Origin of the sequence: Agrobacterium pusense (genome assembly GCF_900102105.1) — a bacterium.
In the GTDB taxonomy this organism is placed as follows: Bacteria; Pseudomonadota; Alphaproteobacteria; order Rhizobiales; family Rhizobiaceae; genus Agrobacterium; species Agrobacterium pusense.
In genome coordinates this window covers 403,442-427,973 of the sequence record NZ_FNBB01000003.1, presented here as the reverse complement: position 1 = coordinate 427,973, position 24,532 = coordinate 403,442, and the positions used below count along the sequence as shown (strand labels likewise).

General features: G+C 60.5%; 21 protein-coding genes. 14 read left to right on the top strand and 7 right to left on the bottom strand.

The window, feature by feature from the left end:
• Nucleotides 1–27 precede the first annotated feature (27 nt).
• Genes bigR through BLU28_RS11020 form a run of 3 tightly spaced genes read left to right on the top strand, consistent with a single transcriptional unit; the run spans nucleotide 28 to nucleotide 1,162 of the window.
• A complete protein-coding gene (gene bigR / locus BLU28_RS11030) occupies nucleotides 28–324 on the top strand; it encodes a sulfite-sensing transcriptional repressor BigR (protein ID WP_045531466.1) in 297 nt (98 codons plus the stop codon).
• Nucleotides 321–728, top strand: coding sequence for a YeeE/YedE family protein (locus BLU28_RS11025; protein WP_175477687.1), 408 nt, complete (start codon nucleotides 321–323; stop codon nucleotides 726–728). The genes bigR and BLU28_RS11025 overlap by 4 nt, the downstream gene beginning before the upstream one ends.
• The gene (locus BLU28_RS11020; protein WP_077985699.1) at nucleotides 725–1,162 is read left to right on the top strand and encodes a YeeE/YedE family protein; all 438 of its coding nucleotides are present in this window, start codon (nucleotides 725–727) and stop codon (nucleotides 1,160–1,162) included. The genes BLU28_RS11025 and BLU28_RS11020 overlap by 4 nt, the downstream gene beginning before the upstream one ends.
• Nucleotides 1,163–1,235: 73 nt before the next feature.
• On the opposite strand, the gene gpmI is transcribed toward BLU28_RS11020, so the two are convergent.
• From gpmI to BLU28_RS10990, 5 genes are all read right to left on the bottom strand, one after another.
• Complete coding sequence (gpmI, locus tag BLU28_RS11015) at nucleotides 1,236–2,753, bottom strand: 2,3-bisphosphoglycerate-independent phosphoglycerate mutase (protein ID WP_077985700.1); 1,518 nt, start codon at nucleotides 2,751–2,753, stop codon at nucleotides 1,236–1,238.
• Nucleotides 2,754–3,104: 351 nt separating this feature from the next.
• On the bottom strand, nucleotides 3,105–4,382 hold the full coding sequence (locus BLU28_RS11005) for a dihydrolipoamide acetyltransferase family protein (protein WP_077985701.1): 1,278 nt from the start codon (nucleotides 4,380–4,382) through the stop codon (nucleotides 3,105–3,107).
• A 2-nt stretch (nucleotides 4,383–4,384) separates the two neighbouring features.
• Nucleotides 4,385–5,398 (bottom strand): alpha-ketoacid dehydrogenase subunit beta, encoded by a 1,014-nt coding sequence (locus tag BLU28_RS11000; protein WP_077985702.1) that lies wholly within the window; start codon nucleotides 5,396–5,398, stop codon nucleotides 4,385–4,387.
• Between the two features lie 3 nt (nucleotides 5,399–5,401).
• A complete protein-coding gene (locus BLU28_RS10995) occupies nucleotides 5,402–6,640 on the bottom strand; it encodes a 3-methyl-2-oxobutanoate dehydrogenase (2-methylpropanoyl-transferring) subunit alpha (protein ID WP_077985703.1) in 1,239 nt (412 codons plus the stop codon).
• Between the two features lie 44 nt (nucleotides 6,641–6,684).
• Entirely contained in the window at nucleotides 6,685–7,812 is a 1,128-nt protein-coding gene (locus tag BLU28_RS10990; RefSeq protein ID WP_077985704.1) for an acyl-CoA dehydrogenase family protein, read from the bottom strand.
• Between the two features lie 302 nt (nucleotides 7,813–8,114).
• On the opposite strand from BLU28_RS10990, the gene BLU28_RS10985 reads away from it, so the two are divergent.
• The 8 genes from BLU28_RS10985 (at nucleotide 8,115) to panB (ending at nucleotide 16,992) form a co-directional block, all read left to right on the top strand.
• The gene (locus BLU28_RS10985) at nucleotides 8,115–8,588 is read left to right on the top strand and encodes an Lrp/AsnC family transcriptional regulator (RefSeq protein WP_004445535.1); all 474 of its coding nucleotides are present in this window, start codon (nucleotides 8,115–8,117) and stop codon (nucleotides 8,586–8,588) included.
• Between the two features lie 74 nt (nucleotides 8,589–8,662).
• Nucleotides 8,663–9,835, top strand: a complete 1,173-nt coding sequence (locus BLU28_RS10980) for an isovaleryl-CoA dehydrogenase (protein ID WP_077985705.1) — start codon at nucleotides 8,663–8,665, stop codon at nucleotides 9,833–9,835.
• Nucleotides 9,836–9,844: 9 nt separating this feature from the next.
• Nucleotides 9,845–11,446: a carboxyl transferase domain-containing protein gene (locus BLU28_RS10975; RefSeq protein WP_077985706.1), complete on the top strand. Its 1,602-nt coding sequence runs from the start codon at nucleotides 9,845–9,847 to the stop codon at nucleotides 11,444–11,446.
• Nucleotides 11,447–11,453: 7 nt separating this feature from the next.
• Complete coding sequence (locus BLU28_RS10970; RefSeq protein ID WP_077985707.1) at nucleotides 11,454–13,445, top strand: acetyl/propionyl/methylcrotonyl-CoA carboxylase subunit alpha; 1,992 nt, start codon at nucleotides 11,454–11,456, stop codon at nucleotides 13,443–13,445.
• A 1-nt stretch (nucleotide 13,446) separates the two neighbouring features.
• Nucleotides 13,447–14,373 carry a hydroxymethylglutaryl-CoA lyase gene (locus BLU28_RS10965; RefSeq protein ID WP_077985708.1) on the top strand — a complete coding sequence of 309 codons (927 nt, stop codon included), beginning with the start codon at nucleotides 13,447–13,449 and terminating at the stop codon, nucleotides 14,371–14,373.
• Complete coding sequence (locus BLU28_RS10960) at nucleotides 14,363–15,139, top strand: enoyl-CoA hydratase-related protein (RefSeq protein ID WP_077985709.1); 777 nt, start codon at nucleotides 14,363–14,365, stop codon at nucleotides 15,137–15,139. The genes BLU28_RS10965 and BLU28_RS10960 overlap by 11 nt, the downstream gene beginning before the upstream one ends.
• A gap of 138 nt (nucleotides 15,140–15,277) precedes the next feature.
• Nucleotides 15,278–16,156 (top strand): pantoate--beta-alanine ligase, encoded by an 879-nt coding sequence (gene panC / locus BLU28_RS10955; RefSeq protein ID WP_077985710.1) that lies wholly within the window; start codon nucleotides 15,278–15,280, stop codon nucleotides 16,154–16,156.
• Nucleotides 16,153–16,992 (top strand): 3-methyl-2-oxobutanoate hydroxymethyltransferase, encoded by an 840-nt coding sequence (gene panB / locus BLU28_RS10950; RefSeq protein ID WP_077985711.1) that lies wholly within the window; start codon nucleotides 16,153–16,155, stop codon nucleotides 16,990–16,992. Before panC ends, panB begins: the two co-directional genes overlap by 4 nt.
• 197 nt (nucleotides 16,993–17,189) lie before the next feature.
• Here the strand turns inward: panB and rhaI are convergent, their stop codons facing one another.
• Together rhaI and BLU28_RS10940 are read right to left on the bottom strand one after the other, a co-directional pair.
• Nucleotides 17,190–18,482 (bottom strand): L-rhamnose catabolism isomerase, encoded by a 1,293-nt coding sequence (gene rhaI / locus BLU28_RS10945; protein WP_077985712.1) that lies wholly within the window; start codon nucleotides 18,480–18,482, stop codon nucleotides 17,190–17,192.
• A gap of 105 nt (nucleotides 18,483–18,587) precedes the next feature.
• On the bottom strand, nucleotides 18,588–20,684 hold the full coding sequence (locus BLU28_RS10940) for a bifunctional rhamnulose-1-phosphate aldolase/short-chain dehydrogenase (protein WP_077985902.1): 2,097 nt from the start codon (nucleotides 20,682–20,684) through the stop codon (nucleotides 18,588–18,590).
• 197 nt (nucleotides 20,685–20,881) lie between these two features.
• Here BLU28_RS10940 and BLU28_RS10935 point away from each other — a divergent pair, with 197 nt between their 5' ends.
• From BLU28_RS10935 to BLU28_RS10925, 3 genes are all read left to right on the top strand, one after another.
• A complete protein-coding gene (locus BLU28_RS10935) occupies nucleotides 20,882–21,712 on the top strand; it encodes a DeoR/GlpR family DNA-binding transcription regulator (protein WP_077985713.1) in 831 nt (276 codons plus the stop codon).
• Nucleotides 21,713–21,762: 50 nt separating this feature from the next.
• Nucleotides 21,763–22,773, top strand: coding sequence for a rhamnose ABC transporter substrate-binding protein (rhaS, locus tag BLU28_RS10930; RefSeq protein WP_004445550.1), 1,011 nt, complete (start codon nucleotides 21,763–21,765; stop codon nucleotides 22,771–22,773).
• 223 nt (nucleotides 22,774–22,996) lie between these two features.
• Nucleotides 22,997–24,532: a sugar ABC transporter ATP-binding protein gene (locus tag BLU28_RS10925; protein WP_234794402.1), complete on the top strand. Its 1,536-nt coding sequence runs from the start codon at nucleotides 22,997–22,999 to the stop codon at nucleotides 24,530–24,532.

Sequence of the window (24,532 nt, the reverse complement as noted above, 5' to 3'; positions counted from 1 at the left end):
CATACTCCTGACATTCCCCTTCCCGCCATGGAGGAACGGGCCGTGGAAGTCGCGCTGCTTTTGAAGACCCTTGCCCACCCTGCGCGGCTGATGCTGGCCTGCACGCTGGCGCAGGGAGAATTCTCCGTGGGAGAGCTGGAAGCCAGGCTGGATATTCGCCAGCCTACACTCTCCCAGCAGCTGGGCGTCCTGCGGGAAGCCGGTGTGGTTGAAACCCGGCGTGACGCCAAGCAAATTTTCTACCAGCTGAGCGAAGCGAAAGCGGCGCAGCTTATCGAGGCGCTTTACACCATATTCTGCGCGCCGGAGGAGGAGACCGCGTGAGCCCCTACTGGTCTTCTCTTTTCGGCGGCATGTTGCTCGGCCTCGCCTGCGTTCTCCTGTTTGTCTTTAACGGCCGCATTGCCGGTATCAGCGGGATCATCGGCAGAACTCTTGGCAGGGAGCGGCGTCTTGCCGATCTCGCTTTCATCGCCGGCTTGCTGGCGGGACCTTATATCCATGCCGCAGCATTCGGCCGGCTGCCCGCAATCACCGTCGCTGCCCCTTGGCCCCTCATCCTGATTGCCGGTCTGCTGGTGGGTTTTGGCACACGCATGGGCTCCGGCTGCACCTCCGGCCATGGCATCATGGGGCTGGCGCGGTTTTCCCGGCGCTCGATCGCCGCAACCGCCACCTTCCTGATCACCGGCATCTTTACTGCGACGATAGCGGGAGCCCTGTCATGAAAAATCCGGCCGTAGCGCGTATTGCACTTGCATTGCTTGCAGGAGCGTTGTTCGGATTCGGCCTTTCGCTGTCGGGCATGGTCGATCCGGCGCGTGTTTCCGGCTTTCTCGACATCGCAAGCGGCCATTGGGACCCGAGCCTGATGTTCGTTCTTGGCGGTGCCGTTATGGTCGCGGCGCCGGGCGTGCTGCTCAGCAGACGTCTCGCCAAGCCCGTTCTCGCCGACGATTTCCGCCTTCCAGCAAAGACCCGCATCGACGGGCCGCTGATAACCGGCTCGGCGATTTTCGGCATCGGTTGGGGGCTTGCCGGCTTCTGCCTAGGCCCGGCACTCTCCGCTGTCGGCCTTGGGCTGATGCCAGTCGTTCTTTTCGTCTGCGCCATGATTGCCGGCATGCTGGCGCACGACCGCCTCTACGCGAAGCAGTCATAGCTTAAAACGCTCGTTCGGAACCTGAAACAGACGGTCGCGCGGGGGTGAAATGCTGCCGCGCGACGACGTATGATTAAAGGTCGATCAGGCTCTTGCCCGTCATTTCCGGCGGCAAGGGCACATTCATCAGCTGCAGCAGGGTGGGCGCGACATCGGCGAGAATACCGTCATGCAGCTTCGCACCTTCAGGGCCACCGAAAAGGATCACCGGAACCGGATTTGTGGTGTGCGCCGTATGCGGGCCGCCGGTCACCGCGTCGACCATGGTTTCGCAATTGCCGTGGTCGGCAATCACAAGCATTGCGCCTCCCACTTTTTCGAGTGCGGCAACCACCGCACCGAGGCCACGATCCACGGCTTCACAGGCCTTGATTGCGGCCTGCAGATCACCGGTATGGCCGACCATATCAGGGTTGGCGTAATTGGTGACGATGAGATCGTAACCCTTGCCGATCGCCTCGACAAATTTTTCCGTTACCTCGGGCGCGCTCATTTCCGGCTGCAGGTCGTAGGTCGCGACCTTCGGGGATTTCGGCATGAAGCGATCTTCACCGACTTCCGGCTCTTCCTTGCCGCCGTTCAGGAAGAACGTCACATGCGGATATTTTTCCGTTTCGGCGAGGCGGAACTGCGTAAGTCCCTGCTTCGCCACCCAGGCGCCAAGCGTGTTGACGATATCGCGCTTCGGGTAAGCCGTGGCCATGAAATCATTGTGCCGGGTAGAATATTCCACCATGCCAAGCAGCGCCGAGAGCACTGGCTTTTCGCGCGCAAAACCGTCGAAATCATCGGCACCGATGGCAAGCAGGATTTCACGCGCGCGGTCAGCACGGAAGTTCAGGCAGAACAGGCCATCGCCGGCCTTGAAGCCTTCGTAACCGTCGATCACGGTCGGCAGGATGAACTCGTCCGTGACTTTATTCGCGTAGCTCTGTGCAACGGCGCTCACCGCATCCCGGGCGTGCTCGCCTTTGGCCAGGACCATCGCGTCATAGGCCTTTTCGACACGCTCCCAGCGGTTGTCGCGGTCCATCGCATAATAACGGCCGATCACGGTGCCGATGCTGGCGCCTTCCGGCAGGCTTGCCACAAGCGCAGCCACAAAATCTTCAGCGGATTGCGGCGCGACGTCACGACCATCGGTGATGGCATGCACCACGACCTTCAGGCCGTGGCTGACCATCAGCTTCACCGCCGCCTGGCCGTGGAGGATATGGCCATGAACGCCACCATCGGAAACGACGCACATCAGATGCGCCACACCGCCTGCGGCCTTCACCTTGGCGGCGAAATCAAGCATCGCCGCATTGCGGAAAAAGCTGCCATCCTCGATTGCAAGATCGATCTGGCCGAGATCCATGGCGACGATGCGGCCCGCACCGATATTGGTATGACCGACTTCGGAATTGCCCATTTGTCCGGTAGGCAGCCCCACCTTAGGACCAAACGTGGTGAGCCTCGCATTCGGGCAGGTGGCGAAAAGCCGGTCCATGGTGGGCGTGTTCGCCAGAACAGGCGCGTTGCTGGATGTATCCTCACTCAGCCCCCAGCCATCGAGAATAGTCAGGACAACGGGCTTGGGAGTTTGCATGGGAGGACCTTTTTCGTTCTGTTGCCGGCGGAGAGCGGACCGCCGGGCACCGGAGCGCCCTCGTCCGCGACTGTGATCGTGATGAGAAAACATGCTTCTCGTTCTTCTCTTCTATACCCGAAGATGACGAACGCAAGCCTATACCGATAGCGAAACAGTTCCGTGAAGGATGAAAACGCGGGCTAAGAAATGCGGTCATGACACGCATACGCCCTCATCCCTGTGCTCGTCACAGGAATCCAGCCGGCGCGCGTCTGCGCGACGGGACGAGTCCTTTCAGCCCAAAGACTTGGGCTGGCTGGGTCCCTTTTACGAGCACAGGGAGGAGGGAGGAGGGAGCACGGATCGCCTTCAATCGATGAAAATAAGCGCCGGCTTTTCCAGAAGCGCCTTGACGGCCTGTATGAAGACTGCCGCATCCCAGCCGTCCACGACACGATGATCGAAGCTCGAAGACAGGTTCATCATCCTGCGCGGCACAAAGCGAATTCCGTCCCAGACCGGCCGCGTCATGATCTTGTTGACGCCGATTATCGCCACTTCGGGGTAATTGATGATGGGCGTCGAAACGACACCACCCAACGCCCCAAGCGAGCTGATGGTGATGGTGGAGCCCATCAGTTCTTCCCGATGCGCCGTCCCGGTGCGAGCGGCTTCGGCAACGCGTGCGACCTCGTCTGCGCACTCCCAAAGGCCGAGCGCTTCCGCGTGGCGCACAACCGGAACGGTGAGGCCTGACGGTGTCTGCGTGGCAATGCCGATATGAACCGCCTCGTAGTGGCTGACGACACCTTTTTCATCGTCGAAAATCGCATTCATACCAGGATGATCGGCAACGGCTTTGACAAGCGCGCGCATCAAAAATGGCAGGACCGTCAGTTTCGGCTGCCCGGAGCGGCGTTTGCCGTTCATCGTAGCGCGCAGATCTTCCAGATCGGTCACGTCGACTTCTTCGACATAGGTGATGTGGGGAATGCGGGAGGCGGAAAGCACCATCTTCTCGGCAATCTTGCGCCTGAGCCCGGTCAGCTTCACCTCTTCGACAGCGCTATCGTGGGGTGCCATCGGTTCAGTGCGCTCCGGCCGCCCCCGCACGGTTAAGAACGCGTCGAGATCGGCATGGGTAATATGCCCGTCGGGACCCGTTCCCTTGACCTGTACAAGATCGATATCGAGATCGTCAGCACGCTGGCGAACGGCCGGAGATGCCAACGGCTTATGGTGCAGTTCGACCGCAGGCGCCGTGTTGGCTTCCCCGGCTTCGCGTGGCACCGGCTGGGTCTCAACGGGTGGCGGCGTGTCCGTCATGTCGGCGGGCGCTTCCTCTTCCGTCATGCGGGTCGGCGCCTCCCCTTCCGGCGCGCTACCATTGGCAGCGACGGCAGCGACATCGGTTTCGATGCGCAGGAGCGGTGCTTTCACCGGCACCGTATTTCCCACCGTTACCGCGAGCCAGGTGACGACGCCCGCCACCGGCGAAGGGATTTCCACCGTCGCCTTGTCGGTCATCACCGCGGCCAGCACCATGTCCTCGTGGACAAGATCGCCCGGTTTGACGTTCCATTCCACGAGTTCGGCTTCCGCCACACCTTCACCGACATCGGGCATGGTTAGAATAAATTCTGCCATGATCAGGCCTCCATGACTTCGACAAGAGCCCGCCCGACGCGGGCTGGCCCCGGAAAATAGTCCCACTCCTGCGCATGGGGATAAGGCGTATCCCAACCTGCGACGCGCACGACGGGAGCCTCAAGGTGATAAAAACAATGTTCCTGCACCAGGGAGACGACTTCTGCCCCGAAGCCGGAGGTCAACGTCGCCTCATGCACCATGACGCAGCGGCCGGTCTTGGAAACCGACTTCACGACGGTATCGAGGTCGAGCGGCAGCAGGCTGCGCAGATCAATGATCTCGGCGTCCACCCCCGTCTCTTCCGCCGCTGCCAGCGCCACATGCACCATGGTGCCATAAGCGATGACCGTGACATCGTTTCCGGGGCGGCGGATTTCGGCCTTGCCGATGGGAATGGTGTAGTGCCCTTCCGGCACCTCCCCCTTCTCGTGTTTGGACCATGGCGTTACGGGTCGGTCATGGTGACCGTCAAACGGGCCGTTATAAAGCCGCTTCGGCTCCAGAAACATTACGGGGTCGGGATCTTCGATGGACGCTATCAGTAGCCCCTTGGCGTCGTAAGGATTGGAAGGAACCACCACTTTCAGCCCGCAGACATGGGTGAAAAGCGCCTCCGGGCTCTGGCTATGCGTCTGGCCTCCGAAAATGCCGCCGCCGGTCGGCATGCGAAGAACGATCGGGCAGGTAAAGTCCCCGTTTGAGCGGTAACGGATACGCGCTGCCTCCTGGGTGATCTGGTCATAGGCGGGATACATGTAATCGGCGAACTGGATTTCGACACAGGGCCGCAATCCATAAGCGGCCATGCCGATGGCGGTGCCGACAATGCCGGATTCGCTGATCGGCGCATCGAAACAGCGGGTTTTACCGTATTTCTGCTGCAGCCCCTGCGTGGCGCGGAAAACGCCGCCGAAATAACCCACATCCTCACCAAAAACCACGACATCGTCGCTGCGTTCCATGGATACATCCATGGCGCTGCGGACGGCTTCAATCATCGTCATTCTTGCCATGTCTTACCATCCTGCCTTCTGGCGCTGGCGGACGAGATGCGCCGGCATCTCGGCGTAAACACCTTCGAAAATATCCTTCTTCGGCGGTTTTTTGCCCTCGTGCAGCGTGCCGTGGCTTTCCGCCTCGCGCTGGGCTTCCAGCACCTCATCGGCGATCTCCGCTTCCGCCTGCCGGTGCCGCTCTTCCGACCAGACGCCACGCAGGATGAGGTGTTTCTTCAACCTCAGGACAGGGTCGCCCAGAGGCCATGCTTCGGACTCGGTCTTCGGGCGGTAGGCGCTCGGATCGTCAGAGGTGGAATGCGCGCCGACACGATAGGTGACGTATTCGATGAGCGTCGGGCCGAGATTGCGGCGCGCCCGCTCCACGGCCCAACGGGCGACGGCATAAACGGCCAGATAATCATTACCGTCGACCCGCAGTGCAGGAATACCGAAACCCAGCCCGCGTGCCGCGAAGGTCCCGGAGCCCCCGCGTGCAATGCCCTGAAAGGTGGAAATGGCCCATTGGTTGTTGACGATGTTGAGAACGACCGGCGCCTTGTAGGTCGATGCAAAAACCATCGCCGAATGAAAGTCCGACTCCGCCGTCGAGCCATCGCCAATCCAGGCGGCCGCAATCTTTGTATCACCCTTGATGGCCGACGCCATCGCCCAGCCCACCGCCTGGACATATTGCGTGGCGAGATTGCCGGATACGGTGAAGAAACCGTGTTCTTTGGAAGAGTAGAGGACCGGCAGTTGCCGCCCGTGCAGCGGATCGAGTTCGTTGGAATAGATCTGGTTCATCATGGTGACGAGTGGATAGTCGTCGGCGATCAGCAGACCTGCCTGCCGATAGGTCGGGAAGTTCATGTCGCCCTTGGAAAGCGCCTTGCGGAAGGCGCAACTCACTGCCTCCTCCCCGAGATGCTGCATATAAAAAGAGGTCTTGCCCTGCCGCTGCGCCATCAGCATACGCGCATCGAAAGCCCGAAGCCTCATCATGTTCTTCAGACCCGTCAGCAGGTCGTCATCCGAAAGCAGCCCGGCCCAAGGTCCGACGGCCTCACCCTGATGATTAAGGACGCGAATGATCGAATATGCGAGATCACGCATGCTTTCCGGCGCTGCATCCACATCCGGGCGCGGCACGGAGCCGGCCTTGGGTATTTTTACATTGGAGAAATCCGGCTCCCCGCCGGGCCGCACCGCAGGTTCGGGAACATGCAGGCTGAGACGTGGCGTTTCTGATATATCCATTCTACTCCTCCCGTCGCGGTCTCCTCCAGACCGCGAAACAATCCTCAAAGGTTCCTCGCGATCACCATCCGCTGGACATCGCTTGTCCCCTCGTAAATCTGGCAGATGCGCACATCGCGATAGATCCGCTCCACCGGATAATCCGCCATGTAGCCGTACCCGCCGTGGATCTGGATGGCGTCCGAACAAACGCGTTCGGCCATTTCCGACGCGAAGAGCTTGGCCATCGAAGCCTCGGAAAGGCAGGGTTCACCCGCTTCCTTCAGCGCCGCCGCATGCAGCACCAGCTGCCGCGCCGCCTGAATGCGTGTCGCCATATCCGCGAGACGAAACGCTACCGCCTGATGTTCGATGATCGCCTGCCCGAAGGCCTTGCGCTCGCGGGCATAATCCCGCGCCGCCTCAAATGCCGCCTGAGCCATGCCCACCGCCTGCGCCGCGATGCCGATGCGGCCGCCTTCCAGATTGGCGAGCGCAATGCGGTAACCCTGACCTTCCTCACCGAGCCGTAAATCGGCAGGAATGGCCATGCCGTTGAAAGCGATCTGGCAGGTATCGGACGAGTGAAGGCCGAGCTTTTCTTCGACCCGGATAACCTCATAGCCCGGCGTATCGGTGGGCACTATGAAGGCGCTGATACCCTTCTTGCCTGCCGCTGCATCTGTAACGGCAAAAACAATGACGACATCGCCATTCTTACCCGAGGTGATGAACTGCTTTGCGCCATCAAGAATATAGCGATCGCCATCGCGACGCGCCCTGGTCTTGAGATTTGAGGCATCGGAGCCAGCCTGTGGTTCGGTCAGCGCAAAGCCACCGATCCATTCGCCGGAGGCAAGCTTCGGCAGAAAACGCTGCTTCTGGTCCTCGGTCCCGAATTTTAGGATCGGCACGCAGCCGACCGAATTATGGACGCTCATGATGGTGGAACAGGCACCGTCCCCCGCAGCGATTTCTTCCAGCGCCAGCGCATAAGCGACAGCACCGGTTTCCGCCCCGCCATACTCTTCGGACACCAGCATGCCGAGGAAGCCGAGCTCGCCCATCGCTTTCAATTCTTCCTTGGGGAAACGGCTTTCCCGGTCACGCGACGCGGCGCCAGGGGCAAGCCTTTCCCGCGCGAAGTCGCGGGCCATATCTCTGATCTGCTGCTGGGATTCAGTGAGCATCATCGCCGCCTCCCGCCAAAAAGCAGAAGCGTATCAGGCGCGTCGCCAGCTGGAATTGGTCGCGAGGGCTGCCCTTGAAAGCACGGGCGGCCCCATCGATCACGACAGGGTCATGCACAGCCAAATTCACCTCCCTTGGCCAGCCCTGACGTGAGGAACCGGCCCGCCGCAAATCTCCTCCAGACCGCGACTGACGTGAACGCTATCACTATCTCGAATTCATTTCAAAGCTATTTTGATTGACAGTTTTTTGATTGGCGATATCTTTGATCCAACAAATAGTCATATCATAGAGCAAATGATCCATGATTGAGCTCGACAGTTTCGACCAGAAGATTCTGCATGTTCTCGGCGATGACGGGCGGGTCAGCTGGCGGGATCTTGCGGCTCGGATAGGCCTTTCCTTCACGCCAACGTTGCGCCGCGTGCGCAAGCTCGAAGAGGAAGGGATCATTCGCGGCTATACCGCCGTGTTTGACGAGAACCGGCTGCTCGGCAATATGGGTGTCTTCATCTCCGTCACGCTGGAGCGGCAGATCAAGGAAGCGCTGACGACATTCGAACATCATGTGGCCTCCATTCCCGAGGTGGTGGGTGGTTACCAGACGAGCGGCAGTTCCGATTATCTGATCCACGCCATGGTGCGGGATCTGCCGCATTACCAGCAGCTGCTGGATTTCCTGACCACGGTTCCCGGCGTGTCGCGCATCCAGTCTAACTTTGCCATCAAGACATTCGTGCGCCGTTCCGCCGCCTTCACCGGGGGTGACACGCCGTAAACAAGGGCTGCCGGCGCGGAGGAGGTGCCGGCTGCTGACAAAGGGACGGCCTGCCGTCCGGAGGAGGAGACGCGATGAGTTTGAACCTCGCCGCCATTTTCGATGCCGATCTCGGCCCGGAAATCGCAGCATTGCGCGACAGCGCAAGTGCATTCGCAGATGATAAAATCGTCCCGCTGGCGGCGGAGATCGACAGGGACGACCGCTTCCCGCGTCAGCTCTGGCCACAAATGGGCGAGCTTGGCCTGCACGGCATTACTGTTTCGGAAGAATTCGGCGGTGCCGACATGGGCTATCTCGCTCATTGCGTGGCGATGGAGGAAATAAGCCGGGCTTCCGCCTCCATTGGCCTTTCCTACGGCGCCCATTCCAACCTCTGTATCAACCAGATCCATCGCTGGGGCACGCAAGAGCAGAAGCACAGATATCTGCCGAAACTCGTCTCTGGCGAGCATGTCGGTTCGCTTGCCATGAGCGAGACGGAGGCCGGCTCGGATGTCGTCTCGATGCGGCTGAAGGCGGAACGCAGGGGCGACCGCTATGTGCTGAACGGTGCGAAAATGTGGATCACCAACGGCCACGAGGCCGATACGCTGGTCGTTTACGCCAAGACCGACATGTCCGCCGGCCCTCGCGGCATCACCGCCTTCCTCATTGAAAAAGGCTTCAAAGGGTTTCGTCCGGCCCAGAAACTCGACAAGCTCGGCATGCGCGGTTCCCCCACCTCGGAACTCGTGTTCGAGGATTGCGAGGTGCCGGAGGAAAACATCCTCGGGCGGTTGAATGACGGCGTGGCGGTGCTGATGAGCGGGCTGGATTACGAGCGCGCCGTGCTGGCCGCCGGCCCCGTAGGTATCATGCAGGCGGCAATCGACCTTGTGCTGCCTTATGCCCGCGAGCGCAAGCAATTCGGCAAACCGATCGGTGAATTCCAGCTCGTGCAGGGTAAGCTCGCGGATATCTATTCGGCGATGAACGCATCGCGCGCTTATGTCTATTCCGTGGCCCGGGCCTGCGACAATGGCCGCATCACGAGGCAGGATGCGGCAGGGGCTATCCTCTTCGCCGCCGAGCGGGCGACGCAGGTGGCGCTGGATGCAATCCAGCTTCTCGGCGGCTCCGGTTACGTGAATGACAGTCCGGCCGGGCGGCTGCTACGCGATGCCAAGCTTTACGAAATCGGCGCTGGCACCAGCGAAATCCGCCGGATGCTGATCGGCCGCGAGTTGGTCAAGGGCAACGGGTGAGGACACGCGATGAAGCTTACGTCCAGTCTGAACCGCGATCCCGCCTTCGCTGCCAATGTCGAGTTCATGTCGGGTCTGGTGGCTGACCTGCGCCAACACGTCGAAAAAATCTCCAGAGGCGGCGGCGACAAGGCCCGCGAACGGCATCTCTCCCGCGGCAAATTGCTGGCGCGCGACCGCATCGAGACACTTCTCGATCGCGGCAGTCCATTCCTCGAATTCTCGCAATTTGCAGCACACGAGGTCTATGACGAACCCGTGCCCGCAGCTGGCATCGTCACCGGCATCGGCCGGGTCTCGGGCCGCGAATGTGTGATCGTCGCCAATGATGCGACGGTAAAGGGCGGCACCTATTATCCGCTGACAGTGAAGAAACACCTGCGCGCGCAGGAGATTGCCGCCGAAAACCGTCTGCCCTGCATCTATCTGGTGGATTCAGGCGGCGCGAACCTGCCCAATCAGGACGAGGTGTTTCCCGACCGCGATCATTTCGGCCGCATCTTCTACAATCAGGCCAATATGTCAGCCGCCGGAATTGCGCAGATCGCGGTGGTGATGGGCAGCTGCACGGCGGGCGGGGCCTATGTGCCCGCCATGAGCGACCAGTCCGTGATCGTCAAAAACCAGGGCACGATCTTCCTTGGCGGCCCGCCGCTGGTGAAGGCGGCAACAGGTGAGGTGGTGAGTGCGGAAGAGCTGGGCGGTGCGGATGTGCACTCCCGGCAATCCGGCGTCACCGATCATTTTGCCCATGACGACCGCCACGCGCTGGCGCTGACCCGGCGGATTGTCTCAACCCTCAACCGCCGCAAGCAGGTGGAGTTGGATATTCGCGAACCGCTGGAGCCGCTTTATCCGGCAGACGAGCTTTACGGCATCGTTCCCGCCGATACGCGCAAACCCTTCGAGGTACGTGAGATCATCGCCCGTCTGGTGGACGGTTCCGAATTCGATGAATTCAAGGCGCTTTATGGCACGACGCTGGTCTGTGGTTTCGCCCACATCCATGGCTATCCCGTTGGCATCATCGCCAATAACGGCATCCTGTTTTCGGAATCGGCGCTCAAGGGCGCGCATTTCATCGAGCTCTGCTGCCAGCGCGGCATTCCCCTGGTTTTCCTGCAGAACATCACCGGCTTCATGGTCGGCAAGGCCTATGAGGCTGGCGGCATTGCCAAGGATGGCGCCAAGCTCGTCACCGCCGTCGCCTCCGCCAAGGTGCCGAAATTCACCGTCATCATCGGCGGCTCCTTCGGGGCCGGTAATTATGGCATGTGCGGCCGGGCCTATTCGCCCCGCTTCCTCTGGATGTGGCCGAATGCCCGCATTTCCGTGATGGGCGGCGAGCAGGCGGCCTCCGTTCTGGCACAGATTCGCCGCGACGGTATCGAAGCTGATGGCCGGCACTGGTCGAAGGAAGGCGAAGAAGCGTTCAAGCAGCCGATCCGCGAAAAATACGAGCGGGAGGGCCATCCCTATTATGCCAGCGCGCGGCTTTGGGACGACGGTATCATCGACCCAAAGGATACCCGCCTCGTCCTCGGCCTCGGTCTGTCCGCCGCGCTCAACGCACCCATTGAACCCACCCGTTTCGGCATATTCAGGATGTGAGGCGACGATGTTTTCGAAAATACTCATCGCCAACAGGGGCGAGATCGCCTGCCGCATCATCCATACCGCCCGCAAAATGGGCATTCGTACCGTCGCCGTTTATTCCGATGCCGATCGTGACGCCATGCATGTGGCGCTTGCCGACGAAGCGATCGCCATCGGCGCTGCACCCGCGCGTGCCTCCTATCTCGATGGCGAAAAGATCATCGCCGCAGCGAAGACAAGCGGCGCGGAAGCCATTCATCCGGGTTACGGTTTCCTCTCGGAAAATGCCGGTTTCGCCGAAGCCTGTGCCGCCGCCGGGCTGGTGTTCATCGGCCCGCCGGCCGCGGCGATCCGCGCCATGGGCGGCAAAAGCGAAGCAAAGGCACTGATGGCCAAGGCTGGCGTGCCCGTGGTTCCCGGTTATCACGATAAGGACCAGGCGGAGGAACGGCTGGGGAATGAGGCGGAAGCCATGGGCTATCCCGTCCTGCTCAAGGCTTCGGCCGGCGGCGGCGGTAAGGGCATGCGCATCGTCAGGCAAAAACGTGAATTTGCGGCGGAACTTGCCGGGGCAAAACGCGAGGCGTCGGCCGCCTTCGGTGATGACCGCATGCTGATCGAAAAATATCTCGAACGGCCGCGCCATGTGGAGGTGCAGATCTTTGCCGATAGCCACGGCAATTGTTTTTCCCTTTTCGAACGTGACTGTTCGATCCAGCGCAGACATCAGAAGGTTTTGGAAGAAGCCCCTGCCCCCGGCCTGCCGGATGCGCTCAGGCAACGTATGTATGAAGCGGCAACAGCCGCCGGCCGCGCGATCGACTATCGCGGTGCGGGAACCGTGGAATTCCTGCTCGATCCTTCCGGCGCATTCTATTTCATGGAAATGAATACGAGGCTTCAGGTCGAACACCCCGTGACCGAGTATATTACCGGTCTCGATCTGGTCGAATGGCAGATCCGTGTTGCGGATGGTGGAACGTTACCGCAGGACTGGGCCGATCTCAGCATGAATGGTCATGCCATCGAGGCCCGTATCTATGCCGAAGACCCGGCGCATGATTTCCTGCCGTCGGTCGGCACCATCAGCCATCTCGTTTTCCCCGACCAGGGCCCTCACGTCAGGATCGACAGCGGCATCCGCGCCGGCGACGCCATCACCGTGCATTACGATCCGATGATCGCCAAGCTTATCGTTTGGGATCGGGACCGAGCCTCAGCCGTGCGGCGTCTGTCGCTGGCGCTGGAAAAGCTGGCGATCTGCGGCGTCACTAGCAACGCCGCCTTTCTGACACGGCTTGCCGGATTGGAAGCTTTCGCCTCAGCCGACCTCGATACGGGTTTCATCACCCGCAACGAGGCTTCGCTCTTTGCTCCAGCCTCGAATGAAGGAAGTGTCATCGCCCTCGCCGCGCTTGGCCTGCTGCTCTCCCGCCGGACAAACGGAATGTCGCAATCAGAGGTGGATCCCCATAGCCCGTGGAACGCGAAGGCCGCATTCCGCCTCAACGCACCGGCGCGGGAAACGCTGAATTTCATGTTTGAGAACCAGCCGTTAAGCGTCGGTGTCACGCATGAGCGTGATGACTTCACGCTCGCAATCGAGGGGCGGACGATCCGGGCCTACGGCAGCCTTTCCGGTGACGGCCAGCTCCTTGCAACCGTGGACGGCCGGAAAAGCCAGGGCTATTTCTTCGCCGAGACCGGCACCTATGCGCTTTTCCTGCATGGCGAGACTTACCACATCAGCCAGCCAGATCCCGTCGAAATCGCGGATTCTTCCGTTCACACCGGTGGCCTGGAAGCTCCCATGCCGGGCGTGATCCGCGCGGTGCTCAGCCGGGACGGTGCTGTCGTGGAGGCCGGCGACGCGCTTGTGGTGATGGAAGCGATGAAGATGGAGCATACGATCCGTGCGCCGGCGAAGGGCATCGTCACGGCCATCAATTGCAATGAGGGCGATATGGTCGCGGCCGGCGCGGTGCTGGTGGATTTCCAGTCGGAAGGAGCATGAGATGAGCTTGCCCCGAACCGTCAGGATCGTTGAGGTCGGCGCACGCGACGGCTTGCAGAACGAGATCACCGAGGTTCCGACCGCGACAAAAATCGAGCTGATCGAGCGGCTGGCTGCAGCAGGACTGAGAACGGTGGAAGCGGGCGCTTTCGTCTCACCCAAAAAAGTGCCGCAGATGGCGGGTTCGAAAGAGGTCTTTAGAGGCCTCGAAAGGCGAGCGGGCACGGCCTATCCGGCGCTTGTTCCCAACATGAGAGGTTTCGAAGCCGCCATTGAAGCCGGTGTGACGGAAATCGCGGTTTTCGTGTCCGCCTCCGAAGGTTTCAGCCAGCACAATATCGGCTGTTCGCGCGCCGAAAGCCTCGACCGTCTGCGCGATGTCGCGGATGCCGCTGCCGTGCGAAATATCCGCATGCGCGGTTACCTTTCCTGCATTGCCGGTTGCCCCTATGACGGAGCAGTTGCGCCCGATGAAGTGGCGGCGATGGCCGATGCCCTTGTTGCGCTCGGCTGCCATGAAATCTCGCTAGGTGATACGATCGGCATCGGCACGGCGGGCCAGATCCGCAAGGTCATTGAGCGGGTGGCGACCGGCATTTCGCGTGAAAAAATCGCCATGCATTTTCATGATACCTATGGGCAGGGCGTCGCCAATGTGCTTGCCTCGCTTCAGGAAGGCATCGTCGTTTTCGACAGTTCCGTTGCCGGGCTGGGTGGCTGCCCCTTTGCGCCGGGGGCGAGCGGCAATGTCGCAACGGAAGATGTCGTTTATCTGCTGGCGGGACTTGGCATAGAGACCGGCGTCGACCTGCTGGCCGTGGCGACAACCGGTGACTGGATAAGCAGGCATCTGGGCAGGTCCAATGCAGCCCGTGCCGGCAAGGCACTTCTCGCCGCGAAACAGAAGGGTGAAGCCCATGGCAAATGAGGTGTTGAGCGAGAAACGCAAGGATGTTCTGTGGCTGACGCTCAACCGACCGGAGGTGCATAATGCCCTGAATGCCGCGATGACCGATGCGCTCGCCCATGCGATCCGCGCCGCCTCCGGCGACCATGGCCTGCGCGCCGTTGTGATAACGGCAGCGGGAGAACGCAGTTTCTGTTCGGGTGCAGATCTGAAGGAAAGTGCGGGCGGCATGTTCCTGTCCCGGGACGGCACGAACCCTATAGCCGACGTCATGCGCGCCATAGAAGGCTGCGACAGGCCCGTCATCGCCCGCATCAATGGCCGGGTTCTGGCGGGCGGGCTTGGCCTCGTTGCCGCCTGCGACCTCGTCTATGCAGCCGATCATGCCGAATTCGGCCTGCCGGAGGTGAAGGTCGGTCTTTTCCCCGCCATGGTCGCAGCGAAACTCCTGGCAAAAATCCCATTGGGCGGGCTTCAGGAAATGGCTTATCTCGGCCACGCGGTCAGCGCCAGTGAGGCGACACGTCTCGGGCTCATAAACCGCGCCGTTCCCCTCGCCAGCCTCGACGGCCTGATCGAAGAGGTTCTTGCAACGCTGCGGCACAATGCACCGGGTGCCATCGCGGCCGGAAAGGCGGCGCTGCTCGCCATGCGCGACATGCCATCGGCGGAACGGCTCGTCTTCGCCGAACGCATCATCGCCGTCGTCAGCGGCAGTGATGAGGCGCGGGAGGGACGTCTGGCCTTTGCGGAAAAACGTCCCCCGCGCTGGACCGGCAAGCCCTGAGGCCAGACCGGCAGGGTGTGTCGATCGCCAACTCCGTTAATCGATATAATGGGTTTGACCGCGTTGACCCCGTTTCACAAATCGCGTTCTATCCAGCACCTTTCGCCGGAGGGTGATCGGGAAGCCGGAGGAGACCCTATGCGCCTTGTAAAAACTGTCGCCGAATTGCGCGATGCGATCGCCGTCTTTCGCCGCGCCGGCAAAACCGTCGGCTTCGTACCGACGATGGGTTTCCTCCATATCGGTCATCTCACGCTGGTTTCCAGGGCGAAGGCGGAAAACGACGTGACGGTGGTTTCCATCTTTGTCAATCCGCTGCAATTCGGCGCCAATGAGGATCTGGCCCGCTATCCGCGCGACCTCGCCCGCGACAGCGCGCTTCTGGAGGAAGCTGGCGTCGACATTCTTTTCGCGCCCGAAGTCTCGGAGATGTATCCGCGTCCAATGGCAACCGTCGTTGACGTGCCGGAACTCGGCAGTCAGCTGGAAGGCGCGGTTCGGCCGGGGCATTTCGCCGGTGTCGCAACCGTGGTGACGAAGCTTTTTAATCTCGTTCAGCCAGATTCCGCCTATTTCGGTGAGAAGGACTATCAGCAGGTAACGTTGATCCGCCGCATGGTCGAGGACCTCGCCCAGCCGGTCAGGGTCGTTCCCGTCACAACCGTGCGGGAGCCGGATGGGCTCGCCTGCTCCTCACGCAACGTCTATCTGAGCGCTGAGGAGCGCGCCGCCGCCGTGATCGTTCCACGGGCGCTGAACGAGGCGGAACGGCTTTATGACCAAGGATTGGATGACCCCGCCGCGTTCGAAGCGGCTCTCGAAACATTTATCGCCGCCGAGCCTTTGGCATGTCCCGACGTCGTTGCGGTACGCGATCCCGATACGCTGGCACCCGTTGCTTCCGCGCAGGCAGGGCCAATATTGGTGGCGCTGTTCGTGCGCCTCGGCAGCACAAGGCTTCTCGACAACCGCGTCATCGGCCGCGAGAGAACAGATAAAAGGGAGGTCGCCCAATGAGCGCCCATGGAAAACAAAAACGGCTGACGACGGCCTCCATCCGGCAGATGAAGGGCGAGGCGCGCATCGTCTGCCTGACCGCCTATACCACACCGATCGCCCGCCTGCTTGACCCGCATTGCGACCTGCTGCTGGTCGGCGATTCCCTCGGCATGGTGCTCTACGGCATGGATACCACAGTCGGCGTGACGCTGGACATGATGATCGCCCATGGCCGCGCCGTCATGCGCGGCGTCGAACATGCCTGCGTCATCGTTGATCTGCCCTTCGGAACCTATCAGGAATCCAAGGAACAGGCCTTCCGCAACGCCGTGCGGCTGATGCAGGAAACCGGCTGCGACGGCGTGAAGCTGGAGGGAGGCGAGGAAATGGCGGAGACCATCGCCTTCCTGGTAGCCCGCGGCATTCCCGTCTTCGGCCACGTCGGTCTGATGCCACAGCTTGTTCATACGGCCGGCGGCTTCCGCGCGCTGGGGCATTCTGATGCGGAAAGGCAAAAGATCTGGCGTGACGCGATTGCGGTGGATCAGGCGGGCGCCTTCGCCATCGTTGTAGAAGGCACAGTCGAGCCGCTGGCCCGCGAGCTGACGGAAAAACTTGCCGCGCCCACCATCGGTATCGGCGCATCGCCAGCCTGTGACGGGCAGGTGCTGGTTTCCGACGACATGCTCGGCCTCTTCACCGATTTCAAACCAAAATTCGTCAAGCGTTTCGCCGATCTGGGCCCGACGATCTCCGAAGCGGCGGCGGCCTACGCCGATGAGGTTCGCGCAGGGGCGTTTCCCGGGCCGGAGCATACGTTTCAGGTGCGCCGGCAATCGCCTTCTGGGACGTAATGAAGGCGCGCAGCGGGCGGGGGCGCTTCGTGACCAACACCTTCACCTTCGTCATGCTCGGGCCTCTCCCGAGCATCTATTACCGATCGATTTTATGCAAAGCAGGCAGATCCTCGGCACAATGCCGGGGATGACGTCGAGATAGAGGCAAGGTGTGTAGTCAGCCTCGGCTCCCCCCTGTTCCAACGACACCGAATTTATACAATCCCGCCGCTGCCGCCAACCGAAGCCGGGCGCTTCGCCGCAACCTGCTCGCGATAGCCGCTTGCCCGATAGGCCGCAATCGGATCAATCGCGCCGCCTGCCAGTTGCCGCGCCTGAGCGAGAATCGGTTCGACATCGGTGCGGTAGGCCCGCTTCAGCACATCTGAAGCCATCAATGCATCATTGTCCTGCTGGTAGCCGTCAAGAGCCACACGATCCACCAGCAGCGCCTGCGCATAGGCACGACGGATTTCGTTGGCGCTGGAGATCAGGCTTTCGATCGGGTCCGTCACATTATGCGACTGATCGATCATGTGGGCGGGATGGAAACCCTTCACCCCGCGATGTTCGGCGTCGACAAGTTCGTTGAAAACCAGGAACAGGCGGTAAGGGTCGATTGAGCCGGCATCCAGATCGTCATCGCCATATTTGCTGTCGTTGAAGTGGAAACCGCCGAGCTTGCCGAACTGTATCAGCCGGGCGACGATCATTTCGATATTGGTGTTGGGCGCATGGTGACCAAGATCAACGAGGCAGAAGGCCTTGTCGCCGAGCGCGTTGGCGATAAGATAATTGGTGCCCCAATCCTGCACGACGGTGGAATAAAAGGCCGGCTCATACATCTTGTGTTCGGAAAAGATGCGCCAGTCATCCGGCAGCGCCTTGTAGATGTCGGCCATTGCGGCGAGATAACGCTCGAAACTTCTGGTAAAATTGCTCTGTCCGGGGAAGTTGGAGCCATCACCCACCCACACCGTCAGGGCCTTGGAGCCGATGGCCCTACCGATTTCGATACATTCGAGATTGTGTTCCACCGCCTGCCGGCGTGTGGCGGCGTCGGTGTGGCTGAGCGAGCCGTATTTGTAGGAATGGCTCTGGCCCAAAGCATCCGAAAACGTGTTGGAGTTCATGGCGTCGAAGCCGAGACCGAGCGCATCGGCATGGGCCTTCAATCGCTTCGGGTCTTCCTTGTCCCACGGAATATGCAATGAAACATTGGGCGTCGCCCGCGTCAGCTGGTTGATGACGGCGCAATCATCGAGCTTGTCGAAAATGCCGCGTGGCTCGCCCGTGCCCGGGAAACGGGCAAAACGGGTTCCGCCGGTGCCGACGCCCCAGGAGGGCACGGCAACGAAAAATTCGGCGACCCTGGTTGTGACGGCCTCGATATCGATATTGCGGCGCGCGAGCTGGTTGCCAAGCGCCTGATAGTCGTCTTTCTGTGCGCCGGCGCGCTTTTCGTTTTCAGCCGCGATCACATCAGCGGCGATTTTCGTCTCGGTCATTTTTTCCTCCCGAACGATGAACACAACAGGTGCTTCGACCCGCGACACCGCCACCCCGTCATTCCGGCCTTGAGCCGGAATGACGGGGTGGGACCTGCCGGACGTCTACCGGGTAAAGCTCTGCGCATTGCCCGCATCGACATTGATGATGTTGCCGGTGGACTTTGCGGAGGCGTCGGACGCCAGGAAGTAGATCGCCTCAGCGATATCTTCCGGAAAGACATTGAGTTTTAGCATGGAGCGCTTTCTGTAATGTTCCTCCAGGTCGGTCACTTCGATCTTGGAAGAGGCCGCGCGCTGCTCGCGCCATTCGCCGCTCCAGATCTTCGAACCGCGCAGCACGGCATCGGGATTGACGGTGTTGACGCGAATGCCGGCCTCCGCCCCCTCAAGCGCAAGGCAACGGGCGAGATGAATTTCTGCCGCCTTCGCGGTGCAATAGGCCGAGGCATTGGGTGAAGAGGCAAGGCCGTTCTTGGAAGCGACAAAAACGACGTTGCCGCCGAGATTCTGGCGCCGCAGCAGCCGGAATGCTTCTCGCGAAACGAGGAAATAGCCTGTCGCGAGAATGTCGATATTCTTATTCCACATGGCAAGCGTCGTCTCTTCCACCGGAGCGGAAGAAGCGATACCGGCATTGGAAACGAGGATATCCACGCCTCCGAATTCCACACTCGCTTCCGCGAAGGCGGAAATCACTGCATTCTCCTGCGTCACGTCAAGCTTGACGGTACGCACCGCATCCGCACTGTACCGCTTGACGAAATCGCCCTTCGCAGCCTCCAGCGCCGCTTCGTCGATATCGGCCAGCACCACACAGGCACCCTCGCCCGCCAGCCGCTCCGCCGTCGCCCGGCCGATGCCGCCGGCGCCGCCCGTAACGAAGGCCACGCGGCCCGCAAGGCTCTTCGGCTTCGGCATGCGCTGCAGCTTCGCTTCTTCCAGCAGCCAATATTCGATATCGAAGGCTTCCTGCTCCGGAAGACCCTGGTATTCCGACACGGTGGACGCGCCACGCATGACGTTGATGGCGTTGACATAAAATTCGCCAGCGATGCGGGCCGTCGCCTTGTCTTTAGCGAAAGACAACATGCCGACGCCGGGGATGAGGAATATCACCGGGTTCGGATCACGCATTTTTGGCGAATTATCGTGGCGGCAAGCTTCATAATAGCGCGTGTAATCCGCGCGATAGTCCTCCAGCGCCTTGTCTAGGCTGGCCGTCAGCGAATCCACATCTGGATTTGCGGTATCGAGATCAAGGATCAGCGGACGAATTTTCGTGCGCAGGAAATGGTCAGGGCAGGATGTGCCCAGCGCACCGAGCGGTTTCAAATCCTTCGAATTGACGAATTCCAGAACGGCATCCTGATCGTCAAAATGGCCGAGCTTGCGTTCTTCACGGCCGATGCGGCCACGGATTTCCGGCATCAACCGGGCGGCGATGGCCCGACGTTCGGCAACCGGCAGGCTTTTGGCCACTGCCCCGCCGAAGATCACCTTGCCTTCGGTCTTTCCCGCAAACCATTCGATCGCCTTGTTGATGATGGCGAGCGTCAGTTCGTAACACGCCTTGGCGTCGTTATCCCAGGTGAAGAGGCCGTGGCTTTCCAGCACGACGCCCTTGGCTTTCGGATTGGCCTTGACGAAAGCTTCCAGATCGAGGCCCAGCTGAAAACCGGGGCGACGCCAGGGCAGCCAACCGATGTCGTCGCCGAAAATCTGCTGCGTCAATTCCTTCGAGTTTTTCGAGGCGGCGATAGCGATGATCGCATCGGGATGCATATGGTCGACATGATCATAAGGCACGAAACCGTGCAGCGGCGTATCGATGGAGGCCGCGCGCGGATTGAGGTTGAAGGTGCAATGCGGCAGGAAGCCGACCATGCGGTCCTCATCCTGAACACCCTTGTAAATGCCCTTCAGCGCTTCCAGCTTGTCGAGATAAAGCGTTGCAAAACCATCGAGCTTGATGGTGCCGACATCGCCGCCGGAGCCCTTCACCCACATGACGCGGACCTTCTCGCCCGTCAGGGGATCGGTTTCAAGCACCTTTGCTGATGTGTTCCCGCCGCCGTAATTGGTGATGCGCTTGTCGGCACCGAGCAGATTGGAGCGATAAAGAAGCTTTCCCGGCTCATCGAGCGTTCTGGCATAAGCGTCGTCCCAACGGCTTTCGAGAAGGCGGGATGTTCCCGTCATATCTTCCTCCCACATGGTCTTCATTCGCGAACCGACACCGGCCCGCCTCCTTTGACGGCAGGTATCGCGCATCCAAAAGCATAATGTCAATCAAAAACGATCATAAATTTTCATTGTGCAGCGCGATATTGATTAATTTGATCGTTGTTGATTGACAACGTAAAGAGATTGCGAATAATCACGATCAGGAGGACCAAATGCACGAACGCGAACGCCATCGCATCATCTTGAGCGCCATACAGGAGAAACCTGTGGTGACGGTGCAGGACATTGCGGAATTGACGGATGCGTCGGAAGCGACCATTCGGCGGGACATTGCGTCTCTGCACGTGCAGGGCAAGTTGCGGCGCGTGCGCGGCGGTGCGGAAGCGGTGCATCCGCCGCAGCTCGGCAATCTGGCCGCGCGGCCTTTCCGCGTGTCCGAATCAGTCAATATCGATAAGAAACGCGCAATTGCGCGCAAGGCGGTCGATCTCTGCAATGACGGCGATGCGATCATCCTGAATGGCGGCACCACGACATTCCAGATGGTGCATTATATGGCGGCGCGCCGCCTGCAGGTGATGACCAATTCCTTCGCCATCGCCGAGCATCTGGTCAAGCATTCCAAATGCAATGTCAGCGTGCCGGGTGGCGCGATCTATCGTGACCAGAGCCTGATCCTGTCGCCCTTCGAGAATGACGCAATCCGCAACTTCTATGCACGTCGGATTTTTCTCGGGGCGCAGGGCGTGGGTGCGCTCGGCATCATGGAATCCGACGCGCTGGTCATACAGAGCGAGCAGAAGCTGATGCGGCAGGCGGAAGAGCTGATCGTGATGGTCGATTCCTCGAAATTCAGGAAACGGTCCAGCCTCATTCTCTGCCCGCTCGAGAACGTCTCGACCATCATCACCGATGACGGGATTTCTGACGAGGCGGCAAGGATGGTGGAAGATGCCGGGGTAGAGCTGCTGATCGCCGGCGCAGTGGCGGAAGCGAAAACGGCCGGTCCGCCGGATGAGGAGAATTCTTCGTCGGTCGCTTGAGGAGCGCCGGCAGGGAAGTTGCAAGGTTCAAAAACGGGAGGAAAAGGGACATGAAACTTACACGCAGAACATTGACGAGCGTACTCGCGCTCGGCGCGGCACTCTCCGTCGCCGGCCTCGGCGGCGTTGCACAGGCCGCCGACGTGAAGATCGCGCTGGTGGTGAAATCGCTTGGCAACGGCTTTTTCGAAGCCGCTAACAAGGGCGCACAGGAAGCCGCAAAGGACCTCGGCGGAGTCGAGATCATCTATACCGGCCCGACCAGCACAACGGCGGAAGGCCAGATCGAAGTCATCAATTCGCTGATCGCGCAGGGCGTCGACGCCATTGCCATTTCCGCCAACGATCCCGACGCCGTGGTTCCAGCGCTGAAAAAGGCGGCCCAGCGCGGCATCAAGGTCATCTCCTGGGATTCCGGTGTTGCGCCGGAAGGCCGCATACTCCAGCTCAACCCCTCGTCCAACGCGCTGATCGGCAAGATGTGCCTGCAGCTCGCCGCATCGCATCTGGAAGGCGGCAAGGGCGATTTCGCCATTCTTTCGGCCACCACCACGTCCACGAACCAGAACATCTGGATCGACGAGATGAAGAAGCAGCTGAAGGACTTCCCCGGCCTCAACCTTGTCACCACGGTTTACGGTGACGATCTGGCCGACAAGAGCTACCGCGAAGCGCAGGGCCTTCTCTCCTCGCAGCCGAATGTGAAGGTCATCGTCGCGCCAACCACGGTTGGCGTTCTCGCCGCTTCGCAGGCCGTGAAGGATGCCGGCAAGATCGGTCAGGTCTATGTCACCGGTCTTGGCCTGCCTTCCGAAATGGCCGGCGCCATCAAGTCGGGCGCGACCAAGGAATTCGCGATCTGGAACCCCATCGACCTCGGCTATTCCGCCACCCAGATCGCCTATCGCCTCGTGAAGGGCGAAACCGACGGCAAGCCGGGTTCGGAAATTGAAGCCGGCCGTATGGGCAAGATCAAGGTTGGCGAAAACAGCGAAGCGGCGATGGCTGATCCGTTTGTTTATGACGCGAAAAATATCGATCAGTTTTCGAAGATTTTTTGATCGGAGAAATTGCTGACGGCGGGTGGAGGGTTACCCCCCTCTGCCCTGCCGGGCATCTCCCCCACAAGGGGGGAGATCAGCCAGACTATAACACTCGCTCACTCTCAACTTTAGTGATGGCCTCAACGGTGCCGCATATCGATCTCCCCCCTTGAGGGGAGATGCCCGGCAGGGCAGAGGGGGTAGCTCCTCGCCGCTTCACACAAACCGACCGGTAAGACGAATGATGCGTGCCGAACCTCAAATCCCAAACGCTGCAGAAGCTCCCAGCGCCACGCCCATTCTCGAAATGCGCGGCATCAGCCAAATATTCCCCGGCGTCAAGGCGCTGGATGGCGTCGATATTGCGCTTTACCCCGGCAAGGTCACCGCGTTGATCGGCGAAAACGGCGCGGGCAAATCCACGCTCGTCAAGATCCTCACCGGCATTTACCGCCCGAACGAGGGCGAAATCCTTCTCGACGGCCAGCCCGTCAATTTTCACAGCGCACAGGACGCCATCGATGCCGGCGTGACGGCCATTCATCAGGAAACCGTGCTGTTCGATGAGCTTTCCGTCGGTGAAAACATCTTTCTCGGCCATGCCCCGAAGGGCCGTTTCGGCCTGATCGACTGGAAGACCATCAATACGCGTGCGAGAATTCTGCTGGAACAGCTCGAAAGCGCCATCGATCCGACGATCCGGTTGAAAGACCTATCGATCGCACAGCGCCACCTCGTCGCCATTGCCCGCGCCCTGTCGGTCGAGGCGCGCATCGTCATCATGGACGAACCGACCGCCGCCCTTTCGCGCAAGGAAATCGATGATCTCTTCCGCATCGTCGAAAACCTGAAGCGGCAGGGCAAGGCTATCCTCTTCATCAGCCACAAATTCGATGAGGTCTATGAGATTGCAGAAAACTATGCCGTCTTCCGGGACGGCAGGATGGTGGGCGCCGGCACGCTCACGACCACCCCGCAGGATGAAATCGTTCGGCTGATGGTTGGCCGTGATGTAACGAATGCCTTTCCAAAGCAAGCTGTTACGCTGGGTCCCACGGTTCTTTCAGTCCGCGATTACTCTCATCAGACCGAGTTTCGCGATATTTCGCTCGAGTTACGCAAGGGCGAAATTCTTGGCCTTTACGGGCTGATCGGCGCCGGGCGTTCGGAGCTTTGCCAGTCGCTGTTCGGCATCACCCGCCCGGCTTCGGGTGAAGTGATGTTGAACGGCCAACCCATCACAATCCGCTCGCCGGAAGATGCCATCCGCGCCGGTATCGTCTACGTTCCGGAGGAACGCGGCCGCCACGGTCTGGCGCTCGACATGCCGATCTACCAGAACATGTCGCTGCCTTCACTCACACGCACCTCGCGCAAGGGCTTCCTGGCCGCCGCCAACGAATTCGCGCTTGCGCGCAAATATGCCGCGCGGCTCGATCTGCGCGCCGCCGCCCTTTCGGTGCCGGTCGGTACGCTTTCAGGCGGCAACCAGCAGAAGGTGGTGATCGGCAAATGGCTCGCCACCCAGCCAAAGGTCATCATCCTCGATGAGCCGACAAAGGGCATCGATATCGGCTCCAAGGCAGCGGTGCACGGCTTCATCAGCGAGCTCGCAGCCGAAGGCCTGTCGATCATCATGATCTCGTCCGAACTTCCCGAAATCCTCGGCATGTCCGACCGCGCCATCGTGATGCGCGAAGGCCTGATGGCAGGCCAGTTCGAACGCGCCGATTTTTCCCCGGAAAAGCTGGTGCGCGCCGCCACTGGCAATGCCTGA

Excerpts from the sequence above, each read along its gene's own strand:
- BLU28_RS10935 (WP_077985713.1), top strand. The coding sequence starts at position 20,882 with ATGCACGAACGCGAACGCCATCGCATCATCTTGAGCGCCATACAGGAG.
- BLU28_RS10940 (WP_077985902.1), bottom strand. The coding sequence starts at position 20,684 with ATGACGGGAACATCCCGCCTTCTCGAAAGCCGTTGGGACGACGCTTAT.
- BLU28_RS10995 (WP_077985703.1), bottom strand. The coding sequence starts at position 6,640 with ATGGATATATCAGAAACGCCACGTCTCAGCCTGCATGTTCCCGAACCT.
- panB (WP_077985711.1), top strand. The coding sequence starts at position 16,153 with ATGAGCGCCCATGGAAAACAAAAACGGCTGACGACGGCCTCCATCCGG.
- BLU28_RS11020 (WP_077985699.1), top strand. The coding sequence starts at position 725 with ATGAAAAATCCGGCCGTAGCGCGTATTGCACTTGCATTGCTTGCAGGA.
- BLU28_RS10960 (WP_077985709.1), top strand. The coding sequence starts at position 14,363 with ATGGCAAATGAGGTGTTGAGCGAGAAACGCAAGGATGTTCTGTGGCTG.
- BLU28_RS10975 (WP_077985706.1), top strand. The coding sequence starts at position 9,845 with ATGAAGCTTACGTCCAGTCTGAACCGCGATCCCGCCTTCGCTGCCAAT.
- BLU28_RS10980 (WP_077985705.1), top strand. The coding sequence starts at position 8,663 with ATGAGTTTGAACCTCGCCGCCATTTTCGATGCCGATCTCGGCCCGGAA.
- BLU28_RS10925 (WP_234794402.1), top strand. The coding sequence starts at position 22,997 with ATGATGCGTGCCGAACCTCAAATCCCAAACGCTGCAGAAGCTCCCAGC.
- BLU28_RS10970 (WP_077985707.1), top strand. The coding sequence starts at position 11,454 with ATGTTTTCGAAAATACTCATCGCCAACAGGGGCGAGATCGCCTGCCGC.
- gpmI (WP_077985700.1), bottom strand. The coding sequence starts at position 2,753 with ATGCAAACTCCCAAGCCCGTTGTCCTGACTATTCTCGATGGCTGGGGG.
- rhaI (WP_077985712.1), bottom strand. The coding sequence starts at position 18,482 with ATGACCGAGACGAAAATCGCCGCTGATGTGATCGCGGCTGAAAACGAA.
- BLU28_RS10990 (WP_077985704.1), bottom strand. The coding sequence starts at position 7,812 with ATGATGCTCACTGAATCCCAGCAGCAGATCAGAGATATGGCCCGCGAC.
- BLU28_RS10985 (WP_004445535.1), top strand. The coding sequence starts at position 8,115 with ATGATTGAGCTCGACAGTTTCGACCAGAAGATTCTGCATGTTCTCGGC.
- rhaS (WP_004445550.1), top strand. The coding sequence starts at position 21,763 with ATGAAACTTACACGCAGAACATTGACGAGCGTACTCGCGCTCGGCGCG.
- BLU28_RS10965 (WP_077985708.1), top strand. The coding sequence starts at position 13,447 with ATGAGCTTGCCCCGAACCGTCAGGATCGTTGAGGTCGGCGCACGCGAC.
- bigR (WP_045531466.1), top strand. The coding sequence starts at position 28 with ATGGAGGAACGGGCCGTGGAAGTCGCGCTGCTTTTGAAGACCCTTGCC.
- BLU28_RS11000 (WP_077985702.1), bottom strand. The coding sequence starts at position 5,398 with ATGGCAAGAATGACGATGATTGAAGCCGTCCGCAGCGCCATGGATGTA.
- BLU28_RS11005 (WP_077985701.1), bottom strand. The coding sequence starts at position 4,382 with ATGGCAGAATTTATTCTAACCATGCCCGATGTCGGTGAAGGTGTGGCG.
- panC (WP_077985710.1), top strand. The coding sequence starts at position 15,278 with ATGCGCCTTGTAAAAACTGTCGCCGAATTGCGCGATGCGATCGCCGTC.